Genomic DNA, 19,391 nt, shown 5'->3' with positions numbered 1-19,391 from the left:
TCGGGCCTGTCGCCCGATCCATGTTGCAGCGCAATATGCGGACGCCCGGACCCGAGAGCCAGGGGGTTCGGCAACGGTCAGGCTTGCACGCCGGTCATGCGTTGCCGCCGTGACAACAACGGCATGTCAATCTTTTTGGCGCAGCCGCCCCGATCCGCCTGCATTTCAGGCAGGGCGGTGCGGCTTGCCTGCGCCGGCCGTCTCATGGCTTCCCCAATGGCTTCAACGCCCTCGACACGGCGGCGCGAACAGGCTTCGAGACGTGCATGGCGAGAGTTGCGCGAAAGAAGCAGGCCGGTCCCCGCGGCGAGCACGATCGCGAGGCCTTCGTCGCCCTCGTCACCGAGGCGGCCGAGGGCATCGTGCGGGCGCAAGGGCCGCGCGCCCTCGGCATGCGCCGGCTAGCGGCCGCGATCGGCTACGCGCCGAACTCGATCTACAACGGGGTGGGCGATCTCGATCAGGTGGTGCTGCGGGTCAACGCCCGAACCTTCCGCCGCCTGCACGCGGCGCTGGGCGGGAGCCTGGAGCCCGGAGCCGATGCGCGGGTCAACGCCCTGGTGCTTGCGAAGAGCTACCTCGCCTTCGTCGGGGCGGACCCCCTGGTCTGGAGCCTCGTCCACGAATACGCGCTGGCGCCCGGCACGACGGTGCCGGACTGGCACGGGGAGGCCCTGGCGCAGGCCGTCGGCCTCGTGGACACGGTGCTGGCGCCCCTGGTCCCGCAAGCCGAGGAGCGGGCCCGCACCGTCGCCGCCCTGTGGGCGGCCCTGCACGGGCTCGCCGCCCTCTCGACCTCGGGCAAGCTCGGCGCCATGACGCCGGAACCGCCCGAAACCCTGGCGCGGATGCTGGTGGAGCGGGTGCTGGCGTAGGCGCCGAAACAAACGTTCGCGATCAGCTCCGGCCGGTCAGCGCCGCCAGGACGCCGGCGAGGGCGTCGACCTGCGCCGCGTCGTGGGCGGCCGAGAAGGCGACGCGCAGGCGGGCCGTGCCGGGGGGCACGGTGGGCGGGCGGATCGCCACCACCAGGAAGCCCGCCGCCTCCAGGGCCGCCGACAGGGCGAGCGCCGCCTCCGCCTCGCCCACCAGCACCGGCACGACCGCGCTCTCGGCCTCGGGGAGCCCGAGGCGGGCGGTGAAGCGGCGGGCCAGAAGCAGGGGCTTCGCCCCGCGTTCCGGCTCCGCTTCGAGGATCGTCAGGGCCTCCAACGCCGCCGCCGCCGAGGCGGGGGGCAGGCCGGTGGTGTAGACGAAGCTGCGGGCGCGGCTGACGAGGAGGTCGATCACGGCCTGCGAGGCGCAGAGGTAGCCGCCGTAGGAGCCGAGCGACTTCGACAGGGTGCCCATTTCGAGGGGCGCCCGCGGGCCGGCCTCGACCACGCCGAGGCCGTGGGCGTCGTCCACCAGCACCCAGGCATCGTGCGCCTCGGCGACGCCCAGGATGTCGCCGATGGGCGCCCGGTCGCCGTCCATGCTGAAGACCCGCTCGGTCAGGACCATGGCGCGGCGGTGGGCGCCCCGGTGCTCGGCGAGCAGCCGGGCGAGGTCGGAGACGTCGTTGTGGCGCACGCTCACGACGCGGGCGCCGGAGAGGCGCGCGCCCCCCCACATGCAGGCATGGGCGAGTTCGTCCACGAGGATCAGGTCGCCGGGGCCGGCGAGCGCCGGGGTGATGCCGAGGTTTGCGAGGTAGCCGCTGCCGAAGACGAGGGCCGCCTCCGTGCCCTTGTGGCGGGCGAGCCGTTCTTCGAGCCGCGTCAGCACCGGGTGGTTGCCGGCCACCAGCCGCGAGCCGCCGGCCCCGGCACCGAAGGCCGCCACCGCCCCTTGCGCCGCCGCGACCACCCGCGGATCGTGGGAGAGGCCGAGGTAGTCGTTGCAGGAGAACGAGACGAGGGCGCGTCCCCCGCGTTCGGCCGAAGACTCCGCCCCCCGCAGGGTCGGCACCAGCCGGCGCCGCAGGGCGCCCGCCTCCAGGCCGGCGAGCTTGGCCTGCGCGAAGGATTCGAGGCTGTCCATGACCGGGTGATGGCCCCGGCAGGCGGTGGGATGTCAAGCCTCGCCTTGACCCCCGCCCATCGGGGGGTCATCCGGGCGGCGATGACGGCACTCTGGCGGCCCTACACGCAGATGAAGACGGCGGCGCCCCCCCTGGAGGCGGTGCGCACCCACGGCTCGCGCATCGTGCTGGCCGACGGGCGGGAACTGGTGGATGGCATCGCCTCCTGGTGGACGGCGGTGCACGGCTACAACCACCCGCACATCGCCGCAGCGGTCGCGGCGCAGCTTGAGGCCATGCCGCACGTGATGTTCGGCGGCCTCACCCATGCGCCGGCCGAGCGGCTGGCCGCCCGCCTCGCGGCCCTCCTGCCCGGGGACCTGAACCACGTCTTCTTCACCGATTCGGGCTCGGTCGCCGTCGAGGTGGCCCTGAAGATGGCCGTCCAGTCCTGGCTCAACCGGGGCGTCACCGGCCGCACTCGCGTTCTGTCTTTCCGTGGCGGCTACCACGGCGACACGATGGGGGCGATGTCGGCCTGCGATCCCGACGAGGGCATGCATCGCCGCTTCGGCGCCTACCTGCCGGCCCAGGTCTTCTGCGATCTGCCCGGGACGGATGCGGAGACCGCCGCCCTCGATGCCGTCCTCGCCTTCCATCGCCACGAACTCGCGGCGGTGATCGTGGAGCCCCTGGTGCAGGGGGCGGGCGGCATGCGCATGCATCCACCGGAGGTGCTGGCCACCGTCGCCCGCCTCGCCCGCCGGCACGGGCTGCCGCTGATCCTGGACGAGATCTTCACGGGCTTCGGCCGCACCGGCACCCTGTTCGCCTGCGAGCAGGCGGGAATCGTGCCCGACATCCTCTGCCTGTCGAAGGCGCTGACCGGCGGCACCATGGCGCTGGCCGCGACGGTCGCCACGGGCGCGGTGTTCGAGGCGTTCTGGTCCGACGATCCGGCCGCCGCCCTGATGCATGGGCCGACCTTCATGGCCAACCCGCTCGCCTGTGCGGCGGCCGATGCCAGCCTCGACCTGTTCGAGCGGGAGCCCCGCCTGGCCCAGGCGCGCACGATCGAGGCGCGCCTCGCCGAGGGGCTCGCGGTGCTGCGCGGCCGGCCCGGCATCCGGGACGTGCGCGTCCTCGGCGCCATCGGCGCGGTGCAGTTCGCGAGCCCCCCGGACCTCGCCGTCCTCAAGGCGCGCCTCGTCGAGCGCGGCGTCTGGGTGCGGCCGTTCGGCGACGTGCTCTACCTGACGCCGGCGCTCACCATCGGGCCGGCCGACCTCGACCTGCTGGTCGCGAGCGTGGTGGCAGAGGCCTTGCGGAGCGCCTGAGGCGCGCTCGCATTCGCGTGATGCGGGATCGAGGCCCGCTGCAACCGGACGGCGTCTCTCTCGTTGGGACATCGGCTGGAATGCGCGCGGCGAGGCCGGTTCCGTGAGCACGGACCGGTCCCCGGACAGAACGCTGGAGGGTTGCACATCGTGACGAGCGAGCAGACGAGTCCCCAGGACGATCGGCCCGTGATCCTCCTCGTCGAGGACGAGGCGCTGACCATCATGGACCTCGGCGACGTCCTCGAAGACGGCGGCTACGAGACCGTCCAATGCGCGTCCGCCGAGCGGGCGCTCAGCATCCTCCAGGCGCGGCCCGACATCTGCGGGCTCGTCACCGACGTGGAACTGTCGGGCAAGACCAACGGCTTCGAACTGGCCAGTTCCGTCGCCGAGGCCCGCCCGCAACTGCCGATCCTGATCGTCTCGGGCCGGGCGGCGCCCGATCCGGAGCGGATGCCGGCCGGCGCGCAGTTCATTGCCCGCCCCTGCACGGGAGAGGACATCCTGGAGCGCCTGCGCCGACTGATGCCCTGCTGAAAGGCCCTTTGCCGAGGACGATCGCGTCCCGGCAAAGCTTTGTCATCGCACCTTCACAGGCGCGGGGCACATGCCCCGTACAGAAGACTCGGACCCGTGGGGTTCCGGGTCTCCGCGCCTGGACGCGCGGGCAGTGGGGTGCACCATGCCAGCGGCGGACGAATCTTCAGTCGGCGACATCCCAGGCATCCCCGTGACCGGCAAGGCGAAGCAGGACAAGGCCGCGACCGGGTCCCCCAAGCGCGCCCGCCCCCCCGGTGCCAAGAGCGTCGGCTGGGCCCTGGTCCAGGCGGCGCGGCTGCATCGCTCCCGCATCGGCGACCGGCTGGCGGGGCTCGGTCTGTTCGCCGGACAGGAGCAGGTGGTGCAGGCCCTCGCCGCGGCCGGCACCATGACGATGGGGGACCTCGCCGCGACCCTGCGGGTCCGCCCGCCCACCGCCTCGAAGACGATCTCGCGGCTGGCCGCCCTCGGCTTCGTCGAGCGCCGGGCCGAGGCCGGCGACGGGCGGATCGTGCGCGTGCGCCTCACCGAGGCGGGGCTGGCGAAGGCGGATGCGATCGAGCGGATCTGGGACGACGTGGAGGCCGAACTCCTCGGCGGCCTCGACGGCAAGGAGAAGCGCCGCCTGCGCAAGCTCCTGCGCAAGGCCGCCCGCAGCCTCGCGGATGCGGCAGGCGTCTCCGGCCACGAGACGGAGGCCGACGCCGAGATCGAGTCCGACGAGGACGAGCCGGAGGCGGCCCTCGCCGACGCATCGGCGCCGCAGGCCTTCTGATCCACGGCGAGATGGTGTTGTAATAACGTTACGCATCTGGACGCTCGCGGCCGTGGCCTGCCTTGCCCGTTGCGGAGCCCGTCGTAAGGAGAGATTGTTATAACATAACATCTCTAACGGATGCCCATGCCACCCCTCGACCGCATACGGTTCGCCGCCGGCACCCTGGTGGCGACGAGCCTCTGCTGCCTCGCGCTGCCATCGGCCGCCCTCGCACAGGCTTCGCCCGCCGTGACCCTGGAGGAACTCAGCGTCACGGCCGCGAGCCCGATCCAGGCGCCGGGCACCATCGGCGCCGCGACCACGCTGCCCGTCGGGCTGCTGCCGGTGGCGGCGAACGCGTTCTCGCCGGTCACGGTGGTGAGCCGGGACCAGATCGCCCGCGACCAGCCGCGCACCCTGGGCGATGCGCTCTCCGACCGGCCCGGCATCTCGGCCTCGACCTACGCGCCGGGCGCGGCCTCCCGCCCGATCATCCGCGGCCTCGACAACGCCCGCGTCCGCATTCAGGAGAACGGCGTCTCGATCGGCGACGTGTCGGAGCTCGGCGAGGACCATGCGGTGCCGTTCAACCCGCTGGCAGCCGACCGCATCGAGGTGATCCGGGGCCCGGCGACCCTGCGCTACGGCTCGCAGGCGATCGGCGGCGTGGTCTCGGCCGAGAACAACCGGGTGCCGACCTTCATCCCCGCGCGCGGCATCGCGGGGCAGGTGACGACGGGCTATACCAGCGTGGACAACGGCCGCCTGGGCGCGGCCTCCGTCGATGCGGGCTATGACGGCGTCGCGGTCCACGCCGACGGCTTCAGGACGGCGACCGACAGCTACGCGACGCCGTCGGGCATCCAGCGCAACTCCGCCACCGAGACGCAGGGCGGATCGGTGGGACTGTCGTTCATCGGCGACCGCGGCTTCGTCGGCCTGTCCTACAGCCACTACGACGCCCTCTACCAGATCCCGGGCGGCGAGGCCGCGCAGAGCCGCACCCGCCTCGACCCGCGCCAGGACCGGGTGCTGGCCCGCGGCGAGTACCGGCCCCTGGAAGGGCCCTTCGCGGCGATCCGGTTCTGGGCCGGCGGCTCGGTCTACCGGCACGACGAGACCGGCATCGGCGGCGACGGGATCGACGGCATCCAGGCGACCTTCAAGAACCGCGAGGCGGAAGGGCGGGTCGAACTCCAGCACGTTCCGGTCTTCACCGCGCTCGGCACGCTCACAGGGGCGCTCGGTCTCCAGACCGGCCGGCGCGTGCTCAACACGCAAGGGGAGAGCTTCCTGCCGCCGACCGAGGCGCGCTCGAACGCGGTCTACCTGTTCGAGGAACTCGACGTGGGAGGCGGCCTGCGCGTCCAGGCGGCCGGGCGGATCGAGGGCGACCGCTCGACCAGCACCGCGCGGCAATTCCCCAGCGATGACTTGCCCGTCGACGGGCAGGACCCCCTGGCCTACGGGCTGCGGCGCAAATTCGCCCCGAAGAGCCTCAGCTTCGGCGCCCTCCAGGACCTGCCCTACGGCTTCGTCGGCAGCCTGAACGGCAGCTACGTCGAGCGGGCGCCGACCGCCTACGAGCTGTTCTCGCAGGGGCCGCACGACGCGACCGAGACCTTCGAGATCGGAAATCCCACCCTGCGGCTGGAGCGCGCGCGCACCGTCGAGGTGGGCCTGCGCCGGGCGGAGGGGCCGCTGCGCCTGGACGCCACCGGCTATTTCACCCGCTACACCGGCTTCATCTACAAGCGCGACACCGGAATCCGCTGCGGCGACGATTTCGGCTCCTGCGGCAGCGACGACGAGCTGCGCCAGATCGTCTACTCGCAGCAGAACGCGACCTTCTACGGGGCCGAGATCGGCGCGCAGCTCGACGCCTTCGCGGTCGACAGCGGCTGGGCCGGCATCGAGGCGCAGTACGATTTCGTCCGCGCGCAGTTCGACGACGGGTCCTACGTGCCGCGCATCCCGCCCCACCGGGTCGGCGGCGGCCTGTTCGTGCGGGCGGACGGCTGGTTCGCGCGGGTGAACCTGCTCCACGCCTTCGCCCACACCGAGATCGCGCCGTTCGAGACCACGACGCCGGGCTGGGACGACCTGCGGGCCGAGGTCAGCTACACCAAGCCCCTGGACCCGGCCCTCTACGGCGCCAGCGAGGTGACGCTGGGCCTGCAAGGGCGCAACCTGCTGGACGACCGCATCCGCAACTCGGCCTCCTTCAAGAAGGACGAGATCCTGCTGCCGGGGCGCAACCTCCGGCTCTTCCTCACCGCCCGCTTCTGAGCCGGACGACGCCACGCGTCATCATGGCTCTGATCCTAGGCCCGGCTGCGGCGTTGGCTGAACGCGGACCGTTCCGGACCGCGCCGTCAGGTGTGCGACATGAGCGAGCCGAAGATCGAAGCCTACGACGGTCCCGCCGGAGGCTGGGGCTCCGCACGGTCGCTGGCCGAGATCCTCACCCGCGAGGAGATCCCTGTCACCGGCGCCGCGATGCTGATGAAGCAGAACAAGCCGGGCGGCTTCATGTGCGTGTCCTGCGCCTGGTCGAAGCCGGCCAAGCCCCTGGCCTTCGAATATTGCGAGAACGGCGCCAAGGCCACCGCCTGGGAGCAGACCCGCAAGCGCACCACGCCGGCCTTCTTCGCCGAGCACACCGTCACCGAGCTCCGCGGCTGGTCGGACTACGCCCTGGAGGAACAGGGCCGCCTGACGCATCCGATGCGCTACGATCCGGTGTCCGACCGCTACGAGACGGTCTCCTGGGCGGATGCCTTCGCGGAGATCGGGCGCGAGCTGCGCGCCCTCGATCCGAAATCGGTGGTCTGCTACGCTTCCGGGCGGGCATCCCTCGAGACCAGTTACATGTACGCGTTGTTCGCGCGGATGTACGGCAACAACAACCTGCCCGATTCCTCCAACATGTGCCACGAGCCGACCTCGGTCGGCCTCAAGGCGTCGATCGGCCAGGCCGTGGGCACGACGCGGCTGGAGGATTTCGAAACCGCCGACCTGTTCCTGTTCTTCGGCCAGAACGTCGGCTCGAACGCGCCGCGGATGCTGCACCCGTTGCAGGAGGCGCGTCGGCGCGGTGCGGCGATCGTCACCTTCAACCCCTTGCGCGAGCGGGGGCTGGAGCGCTTCACGGACCCGCAATCCCCCGTGGAGATGCTGACGCGCTCCTCCACGCGGATCTCGACGCAGTACCATCAGGTGAAGGCCGGCGGCGACCTCGCGGCGATCACCGGCCTGTGCAAGGCGCTCCTGGCCGCGGACCGGGCGGCGGAGGCCGCCGGGCGTGCGCGCGTCCTCGACCACGCCTTCCTCGAGGAGCACACCCACGGCCTCGACGCGTTCGGGGCGTTCTGCGACGCGCAGGGCTGGCCGGCCATCGCGCGCCGCTCCGGCCTGACGCGCGCGGACCTGGAGGCGGCGGCCGCCGCCTACGCGAAGGCGCGCAGCACCATCGGAATCTACGGCATGGGCCTGACCCAGCACCGCAAGGGCACCGAGACGGTGCAGATGCTGGTCAACCTGATGCTGCTGCGCGGGAACGTCGGCCGTCCGGGTGCAGGCATCTGCCCCGTGCGCGGCCATTCCAACGTCCAGGGCCAGCGCACCGTCGGCATCTCCGAGAAGCCGGAGCTGGTGCCCCTGGACCGGATCGCCGCGCAATACGGCTTCGCGCCGCCGCGCGACCAGGGCCTGAACACCGTCGAGGCCTGCGAGGGCATCCGCGACGGCACGGTGCGGGCCTTCATCGGCCTGGGCGGCAACTTCGTGCGGGCGATCCCCGATACCGGGCCGATGGAGGCCGCCTGGCGCCGGCAGCGCCTCACCGTGCAGGTCTCGACCAAGCTCAACCGCTCGCACCTGGTGCACGGGGAGGTCAGCTACATCCTGCCCTGCCTCGGCCGGATCGAGGTCGACGAGCAGGCCGGCGGCCCACAGGCCGTGTCGATGGAGGATTCGACCTCCTGCTTCCACGGCTCGAAGGGCGTGACGAAGCCCGTGAGCGAACACGTCCGCTCGGAACCCTGGATCGTGGCCGAACTCGCCAAGGCGGTCCTGCCTCCGAACCCGAAGGTCGACTGGGACGCCTGGGCCGGCGACTACGCCAAGGTCCGCGACGCGATCGAGGCGACCTACCCGGACCTGTTCAAGGACTTCAACGCGCGGATGTTCGATCCGGGCGGCCTGCGCAAGCCGCTTAAAGCCCGCGAGCGCAAGTGGGAGACCGAGACCGGCAAGGCGAACTTCGTGGTGCCGGCCGGCCTCGATGCCGATCCGGACATGCCGGCAGCGGGACCGGACGTGCTGGACCTGATGACGCTGCGCTCCAACGACCAGTTCAACACCACGGTCTACGGCTATCACGACCGCTTCCGCGGGGTGAAGGGCACGCGCTCCATCCTGTTCATGAACGCCGCCGACATGGAGCGGCTGCACCTCGCGGACGGCGAGCACGTGGACGTGGCGACCGTGGCCTCCGACGAGGTGGTCCGGGTGGTGAAGGGCCTGCGGATCGTGCGCTACGACATCCCGGTGGGCAACTGCGCCGGCTACTACCCGGAGCTGAACGTGCTGATCCCCCTCTGGCACCACGACGAGCAGGCCAAGACCCCGGCGGCCAAGGCGATCCCGGTGCGCATCGTCAAGGGATCGCAGGGCGCAGCGGCCTGAATCGCGTCTGGCATCGCTACCGCCAAGGCTGCTAGATCGCGCATGGACCACGACACCCTCGCCATGCGCGACCCAGCCGGCTCCACCGATCCCCGCACCCGCGCCCTTCTCGACCGGATCGCCGCCCTCGACGGGGCGCCCCTGGAGGCGGGGGCGCAAGCCCTCGACCTGTCCCGGCTCCAGGCCGGTCGGGAATCCCTCGCCCGGCTGGTCGGAGCCGATGGGCCGCCCCCGCCCTGGTGGGATGCCGAGCACGGGGGCCTGAACCTCTCCGGCAGCGACCTGTCGCAGGCGCGCCTGGAGGAGGCGGACCTCTCGGGCGCCAACCTCAGGCGCGCGCGGCTCGGCGGAATCGTCGGGCGCTCGACCCGCTTCGACGGCGCGATCCTGGAGGAGGCCGATTGCAGCGAGGCCGACCTCAGCGGCGCCGGCTTCCACGGGATCGTGGCCGGGCAAGTCGGCTTTGCCGACGCCATGCTGGAGGATGCCCGCTTCACCGGCGCGGCGATGCGGTTCGCAAAGTTCCCCCGCGCCCTCCTCGACGGGGCCGACTTCTCCGGTGCCGACCTCTGGGGGGCCGACTTCACAGGAGCGGACGCCGACTACACAAGCTTCCGCAAGGCCCGCCTGGACGAGGCGAACCTCAGCGACGTGAACCTGACGCACGCCGATTTCGAGGGCGCCAGCCTCGCCAAGGCCCGGCTCGTGGGCTCGCGGCTGAAGGGCGCCAACTTCGCAGGCGTCAAGCTCGACGGGGCCGACCTCTCCGGTGCGGACCTGTCGGAGACGAGCCTGGTGCGGCTCAACCTCGCGACTTGCCGCCTCCACCATGCCCGCTTCGCGGGCGCCTGGCTCAACGGCACCCGGATGCGGGTGGAGCAGCTCGGCGGGGCGGTCGGCGAGGAGGTCGCCGGGGCCTTCGAGGCCGCGCAGTCGAGCTACCTCGCCCTGGAGCAGAACTGGAAGAGCATCGGCAGCCAGGACGAGGCGAGCTGGGCCTACAAGCGCGGCCGGCGCATGGGCCGCTACCACGCCGGCACCCAGGCCCGTGACGCTTGGCGCGAGCGCGACGCCCGCGCCCTCCTGCGGCACGGCTACCGCTGGACCTCGGACCGCTTCGTCGAATGGCTCTGCGACTACGGCGAGAGCCTGTCGCGGATCGCCCGCGCCTTCGTCCTCGTCATCGGCCTGTTCGCGATCCTGTACGGGGCGACGGGCGGCCTGATCGTGGAGGGGCCGGAGGGGGGCGCCACCCACAACCCCCTCGATCTCGTCAGCTACAGCGCCCTCAACATGATGACGGCCAACCCGCCCGAGATCGGCATCAAGCCCATCGGCCGGATCACCAACCTGCTGGTCGGCATCCAGGGGGCGGCCGGCATCATCCTGATGGGGCTGTTCGGCTTCGTCCTGGGCAACCGCCTGCGGCGGTAGGCCTATCAGTCGCGGGCGCTGAGGCGCTCGATCAAGCGGTTGAGGTCGGCCCGCATGGCCCGGATCTCGGGTTCGCTGAGATCGAGCTGGCACATCACGCTCTCGCGCACGCCGACGGCCTCGGCCCGCAGGGCGGCGCCCTGCGCGGTCAGGGCGATCTCGACCTCGCGCTCGTCCGACTGGCGCCGGTTGCGCACGAGCAGCCCCGCGACCTCCAGGCGCTTCAGCACCGGCGTGAGGGTGCCGGAATCGAGCCGCAGGCGCCGGCCGATCTCGGAGACGGTGACGCCGTCCTGTTCCCAGAGCACCAGCAGCACGAGGTATTGCGGATAGGTGAGGCCCATCCGCTCCAGCAGCGGCCGGTAGGATTTCGTCATCCGGTGGGCGGCCGCGTAGAGGGCGTAGCAGAGCTGGTTGTCGAGGAGCAGCGGGTCCTGGACGGGATCGTGTGCCAGGTCCGTCGGGTTCGCCAAGTCCGTCGCGTTCGCCAAATACGCCATGTCACCCGTCCGCAGCGAACCGTCACGCATCGGGTGCGACCGCGCCGATACCGTTGCCCCAGGCACCCACGATAGACGAGAAAGCAACGCGCGGTATACCGCAAATTCCTTCGTTTCCCTCGCGACATAGGCCATGTGTACGGTTCAGATCGCCAGCCGCTCCAGGCTGGCGAGGAAACCGGCCTCGTCCTCGAGGGTGCGCAGGTCGAGGCGCAGGGCGTCCTCGGCGATCCGGCCGATCACCGGCACCGGAAGCAGGCGCAGGGCGCCGGCCACGCGCTTGCACCATCCGCCCGCCCCCCGCCGGCCCCCGGGCCCATCCGGCCGCGTCAGGGCGAGGCCCGCGCTCGGCAGGGTCTCGACGGGCAGCGCCCCCGAGCCGATCTGGCTGGTGCAGCCGACGACCGCCACCTCCGCCCGCCCGGCGAGGCACGCGGCGACGGCGGGGCGCAGGCGCTGCGCCTGCGCGGCGATCTCCGGTGCCGTGCGGGTGAGGAGCCGAAGGGTGGGCAGGTCCTGCCGCAGGCGCTCCGGGTGCAGGTAGAGCCGCAGGGTCGCCTCCAGGGCCGCGTAGGTCATCTTGTCGACCCGTAGCGCCCGCTTGAGGGGACTCCTGCGGATCTTGGCCAGCAGGTCGGCCCGGCCTGCCACGATCCCGCACTGGACGGCCCCGAGGAGCTTGTCGCCGCTGAAGGTGACGAGGTCGGCATGCGCGAGCGCTGCCCGCACGGTCGGCTCCGGCGGGAGCCCGTAGGCGGCCATGTCGATGAGGCTGCCGCTGCCGAGGTCGAGGGCGAGCGGCACGCCGCGGGCACGGCAGAGCTCGTGCAGGTCCCGCTCCTCGGGCTGGGCGGTGAAGCCGTGGATGGCGTAGTTGCTGGGATGCACCTTCATCACGAGGCCGGTGCGCGGACCGATCCCCTCCTCGAAGTCGCGCAGGTGCGTGCGGTTGGTGGTGCCGACCTCGCGCATCCGGCAGCCGGCCCGCGCCATCACCTCCGGCACCCGGAACGAGCCGCCGATCTCGACGAGTTCCCCGCGGGAGACCACGACCTCTCGGCGCATGGCCAGCGCGTTGAGGACGAGGAAGACGGCCCCGGCGTTGTTGTTGACGACGATCGCCGCCTCCGCCCCCGTCAGCCGGCACAGGAGCGCCTCGACATGGCTGTCCCGTTCGCCGCGCTCCCCCGTGCCGAGGTCGAATTCGAGGTTGCTGGCCCCCGCCATCACCGCGGCGACGGCGTCCACCGCTGCCTCCGGCAGCAGCGCCCGGCCGAGATTGGTGTGCAGCACCGTCCCGGTGAGGTTGAAGACGGGACGCAGGGAAGGCCGGCGCTCCTCCGCAAGGCGTTCCCCGGCGCGGGCGAGGATCGCGGCCGGCTCCGGCACGGGGCCGCCTTCGGTCCGGATCTGGGACAGCACCGCGCGGACGGCCTCGACCAGGCCGGACCGCCCGTAGGCGGCGCCGAGGGCGGCCGCATCGGCATGGCCGAGCAGGCGTTCAACGGACGGGATGCGGTTCAGCGCCGATCGCGCGGGCGCGGTCGGATCGGTGGCGTCACGGCTCATCGCGGCAGTGATAGCAGGTCGGCCCGCCACCTCCAGCCTCGCCGGCACACGATCGGGGAGGGGGACGGTCCTGCCCGTCCGTGACGAGCCGGCTCGCCCTCCCTTGGATGCGTAGACTCGGGATGCGGAAAACTTGCCCGCCGGGGGTGGACAGCCCATGCCCCCATTGCTATTGGCACCCCTGCTTGCGGGGGAGACGTTTTGGTGGCCCCGCAACCCTCGCTTCGGCGACGGGCGCATAGCTCAGTTGGTAGAGCAGCTGACTCTTAATCAGCGGGTCCTAGGTTCGAACCCTAGTGCGCCCACCAAATAATCCGGACACTTGGCCCGATACGAAGACGCCATTCCGAAATGGCGTCAGCGGCTCATTCCGACACCCCATTCTTCTTCGTCCGAGCGTCGCGGCGTTTTCGCGCGCGCGTGGCTCTGCTTGGGTGTCGGCTGCGCATCCCTGAGCAGCGCTGCGGTGGTGAGGTGGCCGTTCACGGGTCGGCGTTGCGCGTCCGTGAGATCGGCCTCGACGTTACCGCCGTGGCGCAGCCCGACGAAGTTCACCTTGGTGTCCATGCCGGCCGCCTCGCGAACTGCCGCGACCCGGTGCCGGAAACACTCGACGGCCCACGGCAGGTTCGCCTTGCGGAGGGCCGTCCGGCTTTCCCTGCATCGCGATCAGCGTGCCGCGACGCCCGGTGCGCGCGAAGCATTCCACACCTCGGGCCACGACGCGCTCGTGTCGGCGTCCCGACCGCCCGCGTCGCGCGACCGGACGGGACGCGGGGGTGGATGTCAGGCGGCCAGGGCCGGGCGGCGCTCGATGGCGTCGCGCACGACGGCCTCGACTTCGGCGCGGCGGGCGCCGGACAGGACCTTGCGGGGGGCGCGCACATGCTCGGTCGAGCCGATCGCCAGCGCCTCGGCGAGCTTGATGTTCTGGACGAGGAAGGTCGAGACGTCGAGGTCGAGGAGGGGGCGGAACCAGCGGTAGATCGCCAGGGCCTCGGCGGTGCGCCCGGCCTGCATCAGCCGGTAGATCGCCACCGTCTCCTTCGGGAAGGCGCAGACGAGGCCCGCGACCCAGCCGCAGGCGCCGACCGCCAGCGCTTCGAGCGCGAGGTTGTCGACGCCGGTGAGCACGGCGTAGCGGTCGCCCAGGCGGTTGATGATCTCGGTGGTGCGGCGGATGTCGTCCGACGATTCCTTGATCGCCACGAAGCGGGCGTCGTCGGCCAGCGATTCCATGATCTCCGGCGTCACGTCGACCCGGTAGGCGACCCGGTTGGAGTAGATCATCACCGGGAGGTCGCCGGCGGCGGCCACCGCGCGGAGCGTGGCGGCCGTCTCGGCCGGATCGGTGTGGTAGATCGGGCTCGGCACGACCATCAGTCCCGTGGCGCCGGCCTTGGCCGCCTTGGCGGCGAGGGCGCAGGCCTCGCGGGTGCCGGCCTCGGAGACGGTCATCAGGGTCGGCTTGCCCTGCGTGACGGCCTGGGCCCGCTTGAGCACGGCGATGCGCTCGTCTTGCGACAGCATCGGGCCCTCGCCCAACGAGCCGCAGACGATGATGCCGTCGCAGCCCGCATCCATCTGGAGGGCGAAGCAGCGCTCCATCTCGGCGTGGTCGAGGTCGCCCTCGGGGGTGAACTTGGTCGTGACGGCGGGGATGACACCGGTCCACATGGTCGTCGGTCCTTCTTCTGAAAAAACTGCGGTTCGGGCCGACTTCGGGACGCGTCGAGGGCTCCGCGCACGCGTCGGCCCCGAGCGTGACGGCGAATTTTTTTGGGTTTCGGCGTTCCGGGTGGTGCCGCCGCTCAGGCCGGCTCCGCGACCGGGGCGTCGTTCGGGGGCGGCTCCGGCCTCGGTGCCGCGCGGGCGCGCCGCTCGGCCCGGCGCCGGCGGACATGCAGAAACTCGCCGACGAAGCCGCGCCGGAAGAACGAGACGCAGACGATGAAGATCAGCCCGATCACCACGGTGACGAGGTCGCCGATGGTGGCGAGGTAGTTCTGCAGGCCGACGACGAGGGCCGCACCGACGAGCGGCCCGAAGATCGTGCCGACGCCGCCGAGCAGGGTCATCAGCACCACTTCCGTCGAGGTGTGGAGCGAGACGTCGTTGAGGGAGACGAGCTGGAACACCAGCGCCTTCATCGCACCCGCATAGCCCGCCACGCCCGCCGAAAGCACGAAGGCCAGGAGCTTGAAGCGGTCGGTGTCGTAGCCCAGCGAGGTCGCCCGCGCCTCGTTGTCCCGCACCGCCTGGAGGATCTGGCCGAAGGGCGAGTGCACGATCCGGTCGACGAACAGGAAGCCGGCAGAAAACAGCGCCAGCATCACGTAGTACATCGTCGTGTCGGAGGTGAGGTCGAGGCCGAACAGGTTTCCGCGGGGGATGCCCTGGAGGCCGTCCTCGCCGCCGGTCCAGCGGAACTGGACGGCCAGGAAGTAGACGATCTGCGAGAGCGCCAGCGTGATCATCGCGAAGTAGATGCCGCGCCGCCGGATCGCGAGGCCGCCGATGGCGAGCCCGACGAGCAGCGAGGCCGCGACGCCCAGCACCAGGGCCGCGGGCATCCCCAGCGGATGGGCGCCGAAGCGGATCATCAGCGCGCCGGTGACGTAGCCGGCGCTGCCGAGGAACGCCGCATGGCTGAACGACACGAGGCCGGTGAAGCCGAGCAGCAGGTTGAAGGCGCAGGCGAACAGCCCGTAGCACATCACCTTCATCACGAAGACCGGGTAGATCAGCCCCGGCACGAAGGGCACCACGAGGGCGAAGGCCGCCAGGACGAGGAAGATCTTGAGGGTGGTGGACATGGGCTTCCCTCAGACGTCGCGGCCGAACAGGCCGGCCGGGCGCACCAGCAGCGCCAGCGCCATGATGACGAAGACCACGACGGTCGAGGCCTCCGGGTAGACCACCTTGGTAAGGCCCTCGATCAGCCCCAGGGCCAGCCCCGTGAGCATCGAGCCGAGGATCGAGCCGAGCCCGCCGATCACCACCACCGCGAAGACGATGTTGAGCAGGTTGCCGCCCATCAGGGGCGTCACCTGCATGATCGGGGCGGCCAGCACCCCGGCGATGCCGGCCAGCGCCACGCCGAAGCCGTAGGTGAGCGTGATCATCACCGGCACGTTGATGCCGAAGGCCTGGAGCAGGCGCGGGTTCTCGGTGCCGGCCCGGAGATACGCGCCGAGCTTGGTCCGCTCGAACAGGAACCAGGTGCCGAAGCAGATCAGCAGCGAGGCGACGACGACGAAGATCCGGTACTTCGGCAGCAGCATGAAGCCGACGTCGACCGGGCCCTGAAGGATCTCCGGCGGCTCGTAGCCCTGCCCGGACACGCCGAAGGCGTAGCGGAAGCCGCCCTCCATCACCAAGGCCACGCCGAAGGTGAGGAGCAGGCCGTAGAGGTGGTCGAGGTGATAGAGCCGGGCCAGCAGCAGCCGCTCGATCGCCATGCCGAAGACCGCGACGCACAGGGGCGCCAGCACCAGCGCCACCCAGAAGCTGACCTGGAAGTCCGGGTAGCCGAGCCAGGGGCCGATCTGCGTCAGGCCGATCCAGGCGAGGAAGGCGGCCATCATGAACTGCGCCCCGTGGGTGAAGTTGATGATGTTCAGGAGCCCGAAGATGATGGCGAGCCCCATGCTCAGGAGCGCGTAGAAGCAGCCGCCGATGAGCCCGATCGTGAGCTGGGCCATGAAGGCCTGGAGGGTGATGTCGGGCATGGCGGCACCGGCGGGGATCGAGGAAAAGGGGAGCGGCATTTCCCTCCCCCTCTGCGGGGGAGGGAGGCTTCCTAACCCTTGGCGTTGAGCGGGCAGGCGTCGGAGGGCTTCGGGAACACCTCCTCACCCTTGAGCACGGACTTCACGGTGTAGAAGTCCCAGTCGCGCTTGGATTCGGCCGGCTTCTTCACCTGCAGGAGCAGCATGTCGTGCACGAGCGCCCCGTCGGCGCGCAGGTGACCGTTGCGGATCACCGCGTCGTCGATGGTCATGGTGCGGAGTTTCGCCATCACGGCCCCGGCCTCGTCGGTTCCGGCCGCCTCGATCGCCTTGAGGTAGCTGAGGGCTGCCGAGTAGACTGCCGCCTGAGAGGCGCTCGGCATGCGCTTCATCTTGGCGAAGTATTTCTCGGCGAAGGCGCGCGAGCGGTCGTCGTAATCCCAGTAGAAGGCTTCCGTGAGGTACATGTCCTGGGCCTTGGCCAGCCCCAGGCTCTTCACGTCGGTGATGTAGGTGAGCAACGGCGCGATCACCTGCTTGTCCGAGCGGCCGATGCCGTACTCGGCGGCCTGCTTGACGGCGTTGACGGTGTCGCTGCCGGCGTTGGCGAGCGCGATCACCTGGGCGCCGCTGGCCTGGGCCTTCAGCATGAAGGAGGAGAAGTCGCCGCCGGGGAAGGGGTGGCGCGAGACGCCGAGCACCTTGCCGCCCTCGGCCTCGACCATCGCCGAGGCGTCCTTCTCCAGCGAATGGCCGAAGGTGTAGTCGGCGGTGACGAAGTACCAGCTCTTGCGGCCGGTCTTGAGGAGCGCCTTGGCCGTGCCGGCGGCCAGCGCGTAGGTGTTGACCATCCACTGCGCGTTGAGCGGTGAGCACTTCTCGTTGATCGCGGCCATGGCGACGCCGGCCGAGAGCATCGTCACCCGGTTCTTCTGCTTGGCGATCTCCATCACGGCGAGCGCCGTGGAGGAGGTCGGGAAGTCGGCGATCATGTCGACCTTGCCCTGGTCGAACCACTCGCGGGCGAGGTTGGCGGCGATGTCAGGCTTGTTCTGGTGGTCGGCCGCCACGAGTTCGACCGGCGCGCCCAGCACCTTGCCGCCCATCTCGTCGATAGCGATCTGCGCCGCCACCGCCGAGCCGCGGCCGGTGAAGTCGGAGTAGATGCCCGACAGGTCGTTGAGGATGCCGATCTTGACGACGCCGTCGCTGACCTTGTCCGCCGCCAGCGCCGGGATGGTGAGGGACGCGATCGACGCGCCGAGAGCCAAACCGATGAACCGCGCGCGCATGATCCTGCCCCCTGTCCGCCCCGACCCCGGAGCCTCGTGAAACGCTAGACGCCGAGCAGGCGCCCGACCTCCGCCTCGCGCCTCTCGACCTCGCCGGCCGCGATCTCGGCGGCCACGCGGCCGTGCTCGATCACGTAGTGGCGGTCGGCCAGATGCCGCGCGAAGTGGAAGTTCTGCTCGACCAGCACGATGGTGAAGCCGCGGCTCTTCAGCAGCGACACGGCGCGGCCGAGCGCCTCGACGATCACCGGGGCGAGCCCCTCCGTGATCTCGTCGAGCAGCAGGATGCGGGCCCCGGTGGTCAGGATGCGCCCGAGCGCCAGCATCTGCTGCTCGCCGCCCGAGAGCCGGCCGCCGTAGCTGTCGGCGCGCTCGGCTAGGTTGGGGAACATCGCCAGCACCTCGGCGACGGACATGCCCTCGGAGCCGAGCCGCGGCAGGAGCGTCAGGTTCTCCTGCGTGGTCAGGGTCCGGTAGATGCCGCGCTCCTCCGGACAGTAGCCGAGGCCGAGGCGGGCGATGCGGTGGGTGGAGAGCCGGATCGCCTCCTGGCCCCGCACCTTCACCGAGCCGGCGCGGCGATCGGTGAGCCCGAGGATCGCCTTCAGGGTGGTGCTGCGGCCGGCGCCGTTGCGCCCGAGCAGGGTCACGCACTCGCCCTCGCGCACGGTGAGGTCGATGCCGTGCAGGACGTGGCTCTCGCCGTACCAGGCTTCCAGCCCGCGGATCTGGAGGGCGACGGGAGGCTCAAGCATGCCCGCCCCCGAGATAGGCCGCCTTCACGGCGGGGTCCGCCGAGACCTCGGCGTAGCTGCCCTGCGCCAGGATCTCGCCGCGCTGGAGCACGGTTATCGCGTCGCAGATGTCAGCCACCACCGACATGTTGTGCTCGACCATCAGGATGGTGCGGCCCTTGGCGATCCTCCGGATCAACCGCTTGATGCGGTCGACGTCGTCGATCGCCATGCCCTGCGTCGGCTCGTCGAGGAGCAGCATCGGCGGGTCGAGCGCCAGGGTGGTGGCGATCTCCAGGGTGCGCTTGCGCCCGTAGGAGAGGTCGGCCGCGTTCGCCTCGGCATAGTCGGCAAGGCCCACATCCGCGAGCAATGCCATCGCCTCCCGGTCGAGGACGGCGAGCGAGCGCATCGAGCGCCAGAAGCTGTACTGCGTGCCCAGCCGCCGCTGGAGCGCGACCCGGACGTTGTCGCGCACGCTCATCTTGGGGAAGGTCGCCGAGATCTGGAACGAGCGCACGATGCCGCGCCGGGCGATGGCCGCGGAGGTCTCGGCGGTGATGTCGGCGCCCTCGTAGACGATGCGTCCCGAGGTCGGCCGGTGCACCTTGGTCAGCAGGTTGAAGAAGGTGGTCTTGCCGGCGCCGTTCGGGCCGATCAGCGCGTGGATCGCGTGGCGCCGGACCTTGAGGTCGACCGCGCGCACGGCGGTGAAGCCGCCGAACGCCTTGGTCAGTCCCTCCGTCACCAGCGCGTAGTCCGACACCGTGAGCCCCCCGCCGAACGTCCTGCTTCGTAGATTG

General features: G+C 71.0%; 17 protein-coding genes and 1 tRNA gene. 8 read left to right on the top strand and 10 right to left on the bottom strand.

Annotation, left to right across the window (positions count from 1 at the left end):
* Positions 1 to 266 precede the first annotated feature (266 nt).
* Entirely contained in the window at positions 267 to 875 is a 609-nt protein-coding gene (locus COGEMETH_RS02320) for a TetR/AcrR family transcriptional regulator (protein WP_238181011.1), read from the top strand.
* Between the two features lie 22 nt (positions 876 to 897).
* On the opposite strand, the gene COGEMETH_RS02315 is transcribed toward COGEMETH_RS02320, so the two are convergent.
* Positions 898 to 2,022: an aminotransferase class I/II-fold pyridoxal phosphate-dependent enzyme gene (locus COGEMETH_RS02315; RefSeq protein WP_238181010.1), complete on the bottom strand. Its 1,125-nt coding sequence runs from the start codon at positions 2,020 to 2,022 to the stop codon at positions 898 to 900.
* Positions 2,023 to 2,103: 81 nt separating this feature from the next.
* On the opposite strand from COGEMETH_RS02315, the gene COGEMETH_RS02310 reads away from it, so the two are divergent.
* The 6 genes from COGEMETH_RS02310 (at position 2,104) to COGEMETH_RS02285 (ending at position 10,762) form a co-directional block, all read left to right on the top strand.
* Positions 2,104 to 3,339 (top strand): adenosylmethionine--8-amino-7-oxononanoate transaminase, encoded by a 1,236-nt coding sequence (locus COGEMETH_RS02310; protein ID WP_238181014.1) that lies wholly within the window; start codon positions 2,104 to 2,106, stop codon positions 3,337 to 3,339.
* Positions 3,340 to 3,489: 150 nt separating this feature from the next.
* Positions 3,490 to 3,879 (top strand): response regulator, encoded by a 390-nt coding sequence (locus COGEMETH_RS02305; RefSeq protein ID WP_238181009.1) that lies wholly within the window; start codon positions 3,490 to 3,492, stop codon positions 3,877 to 3,879.
* Positions 3,880 to 4,024: 145 nt separating this feature from the next.
* Entirely contained in the window at positions 4,025 to 4,657 is a 633-nt protein-coding gene (locus tag COGEMETH_RS02300; protein ID WP_238181008.1) for a MarR family winged helix-turn-helix transcriptional regulator, read from the top strand.
* A gap of 126 nt (positions 4,658 to 4,783) precedes the next feature.
* Complete coding sequence (locus COGEMETH_RS02295) at positions 4,784 to 6,928, top strand: TonB-dependent receptor (protein ID WP_238181007.1); 2,145 nt, start codon at positions 4,784 to 4,786, stop codon at positions 6,926 to 6,928.
* A 99-nt stretch (positions 6,929 to 7,027) separates the two neighbouring features.
* Positions 7,028 to 9,328, top strand: coding sequence for an FdhF/YdeP family oxidoreductase (locus COGEMETH_RS02290; protein WP_238181006.1), 2,301 nt, complete (start codon positions 7,028 to 7,030; stop codon positions 9,326 to 9,328).
* A 42-nt stretch (positions 9,329 to 9,370) separates the two neighbouring features.
* On the top strand, positions 9,371 to 10,762 hold the full coding sequence (locus tag COGEMETH_RS02285; RefSeq protein WP_373875302.1) for a pentapeptide repeat-containing protein: 1,392 nt from the start codon (positions 9,371 to 9,373) through the stop codon (positions 10,760 to 10,762).
* Positions 10,763 to 10,767: 5 nt separating this feature from the next.
* Here COGEMETH_RS02285 and COGEMETH_RS02280 read toward each other — a convergent pair whose 3' ends face one another.
* Complete coding sequence (locus COGEMETH_RS02280; RefSeq protein WP_238181005.1) at positions 10,768 to 11,262, bottom strand: MarR family winged helix-turn-helix transcriptional regulator; 495 nt, start codon at positions 11,260 to 11,262, stop codon at positions 10,768 to 10,770.
* 144 nt (positions 11,263 to 11,406) lie between these two features.
* A complete protein-coding gene (selA, locus tag COGEMETH_RS02275; protein WP_238181004.1) occupies positions 11,407 to 12,831 on the bottom strand; it encodes an L-seryl-tRNA(Sec) selenium transferase in 1,425 nt (474 codons plus the stop codon).
* A gap of 232 nt (positions 12,832 to 13,063) precedes the next feature.
* On the opposite strand from selA, the gene COGEMETH_RS02270 reads away from it, so the two are divergent.
* Positions 13,064 to 13,139 (top strand) — tRNA-Lys (locus COGEMETH_RS02270).
* Between the two features lie 49 nt (positions 13,140 to 13,188).
* Here COGEMETH_RS02270 and COGEMETH_RS02265 read toward each other — a convergent pair.
* The 7 genes from COGEMETH_RS02265 to COGEMETH_RS02235 form a co-directional block, all read right to left on the bottom strand.
* Positions 13,189 to 13,398 carry a hypothetical protein gene (locus COGEMETH_RS02265; protein WP_238181003.1) on the bottom strand — a complete coding sequence of 70 codons (210 nt, stop codon included), beginning with the start codon at positions 13,396 to 13,398 and terminating at the stop codon, positions 13,189 to 13,191.
* A 219-nt stretch (positions 13,399 to 13,617) separates the two neighbouring features.
* Entirely contained in the window at positions 13,618 to 14,508 is an 891-nt protein-coding gene (locus COGEMETH_RS02260) for a dihydrodipicolinate synthase family protein (protein ID WP_238181002.1), read from the bottom strand.
* Between the two features lie 134 nt (positions 14,509 to 14,642).
* Positions 14,643 to 15,647 (bottom strand): branched-chain amino acid ABC transporter permease, encoded by a 1,005-nt coding sequence (locus COGEMETH_RS02255; protein ID WP_238181001.1) that lies wholly within the window; start codon positions 15,645 to 15,647, stop codon positions 14,643 to 14,645.
* A 9-nt stretch (positions 15,648 to 15,656) separates the two neighbouring features.
* Positions 15,657 to 16,562 carry a branched-chain amino acid ABC transporter permease gene (locus COGEMETH_RS02250; RefSeq protein WP_238181012.1) on the bottom strand — a complete coding sequence of 302 codons (906 nt, stop codon included), beginning with the start codon at positions 16,560 to 16,562 and terminating at the stop codon, positions 15,657 to 15,659.
* A gap of 71 nt (positions 16,563 to 16,633) precedes the next feature.
* On the bottom strand, positions 16,634 to 17,854 hold the full coding sequence (locus tag COGEMETH_RS02245; RefSeq protein ID WP_238181000.1) for an ABC transporter substrate-binding protein: 1,221 nt from the start codon (positions 17,852 to 17,854) through the stop codon (positions 16,634 to 16,636).
* Between the two features lie 44 nt (positions 17,855 to 17,898).
* Positions 17,899 to 18,609, bottom strand: a complete 711-nt coding sequence (locus COGEMETH_RS02240; protein ID WP_238180999.1) for an ABC transporter ATP-binding protein — start codon at positions 18,607 to 18,609, stop codon at positions 17,899 to 17,901.
* Positions 18,602 to 19,354, bottom strand: a complete 753-nt coding sequence (locus COGEMETH_RS02235) for an ABC transporter ATP-binding protein (RefSeq protein WP_238180998.1) — start codon at positions 19,352 to 19,354, stop codon at positions 18,602 to 18,604. Before COGEMETH_RS02235 ends, COGEMETH_RS02240 begins: the two co-directional genes overlap by 8 nt.
* Between the last annotated feature and the right edge of the window lie 37 nt (positions 19,355 to 19,391).

Origin of the sequence: Methylobacterium trifolii, from assembly GCF_022179685.1 — a bacterium.
Classification (GTDB): Bacteria; Pseudomonadota; Alphaproteobacteria; order Rhizobiales; family Beijerinckiaceae; genus Methylobacterium; species Methylobacterium trifolii.
Note: the sequence above shows the minus strand (reverse complement) of the source record. Positions and strands in the feature narration are given on the sequence as shown.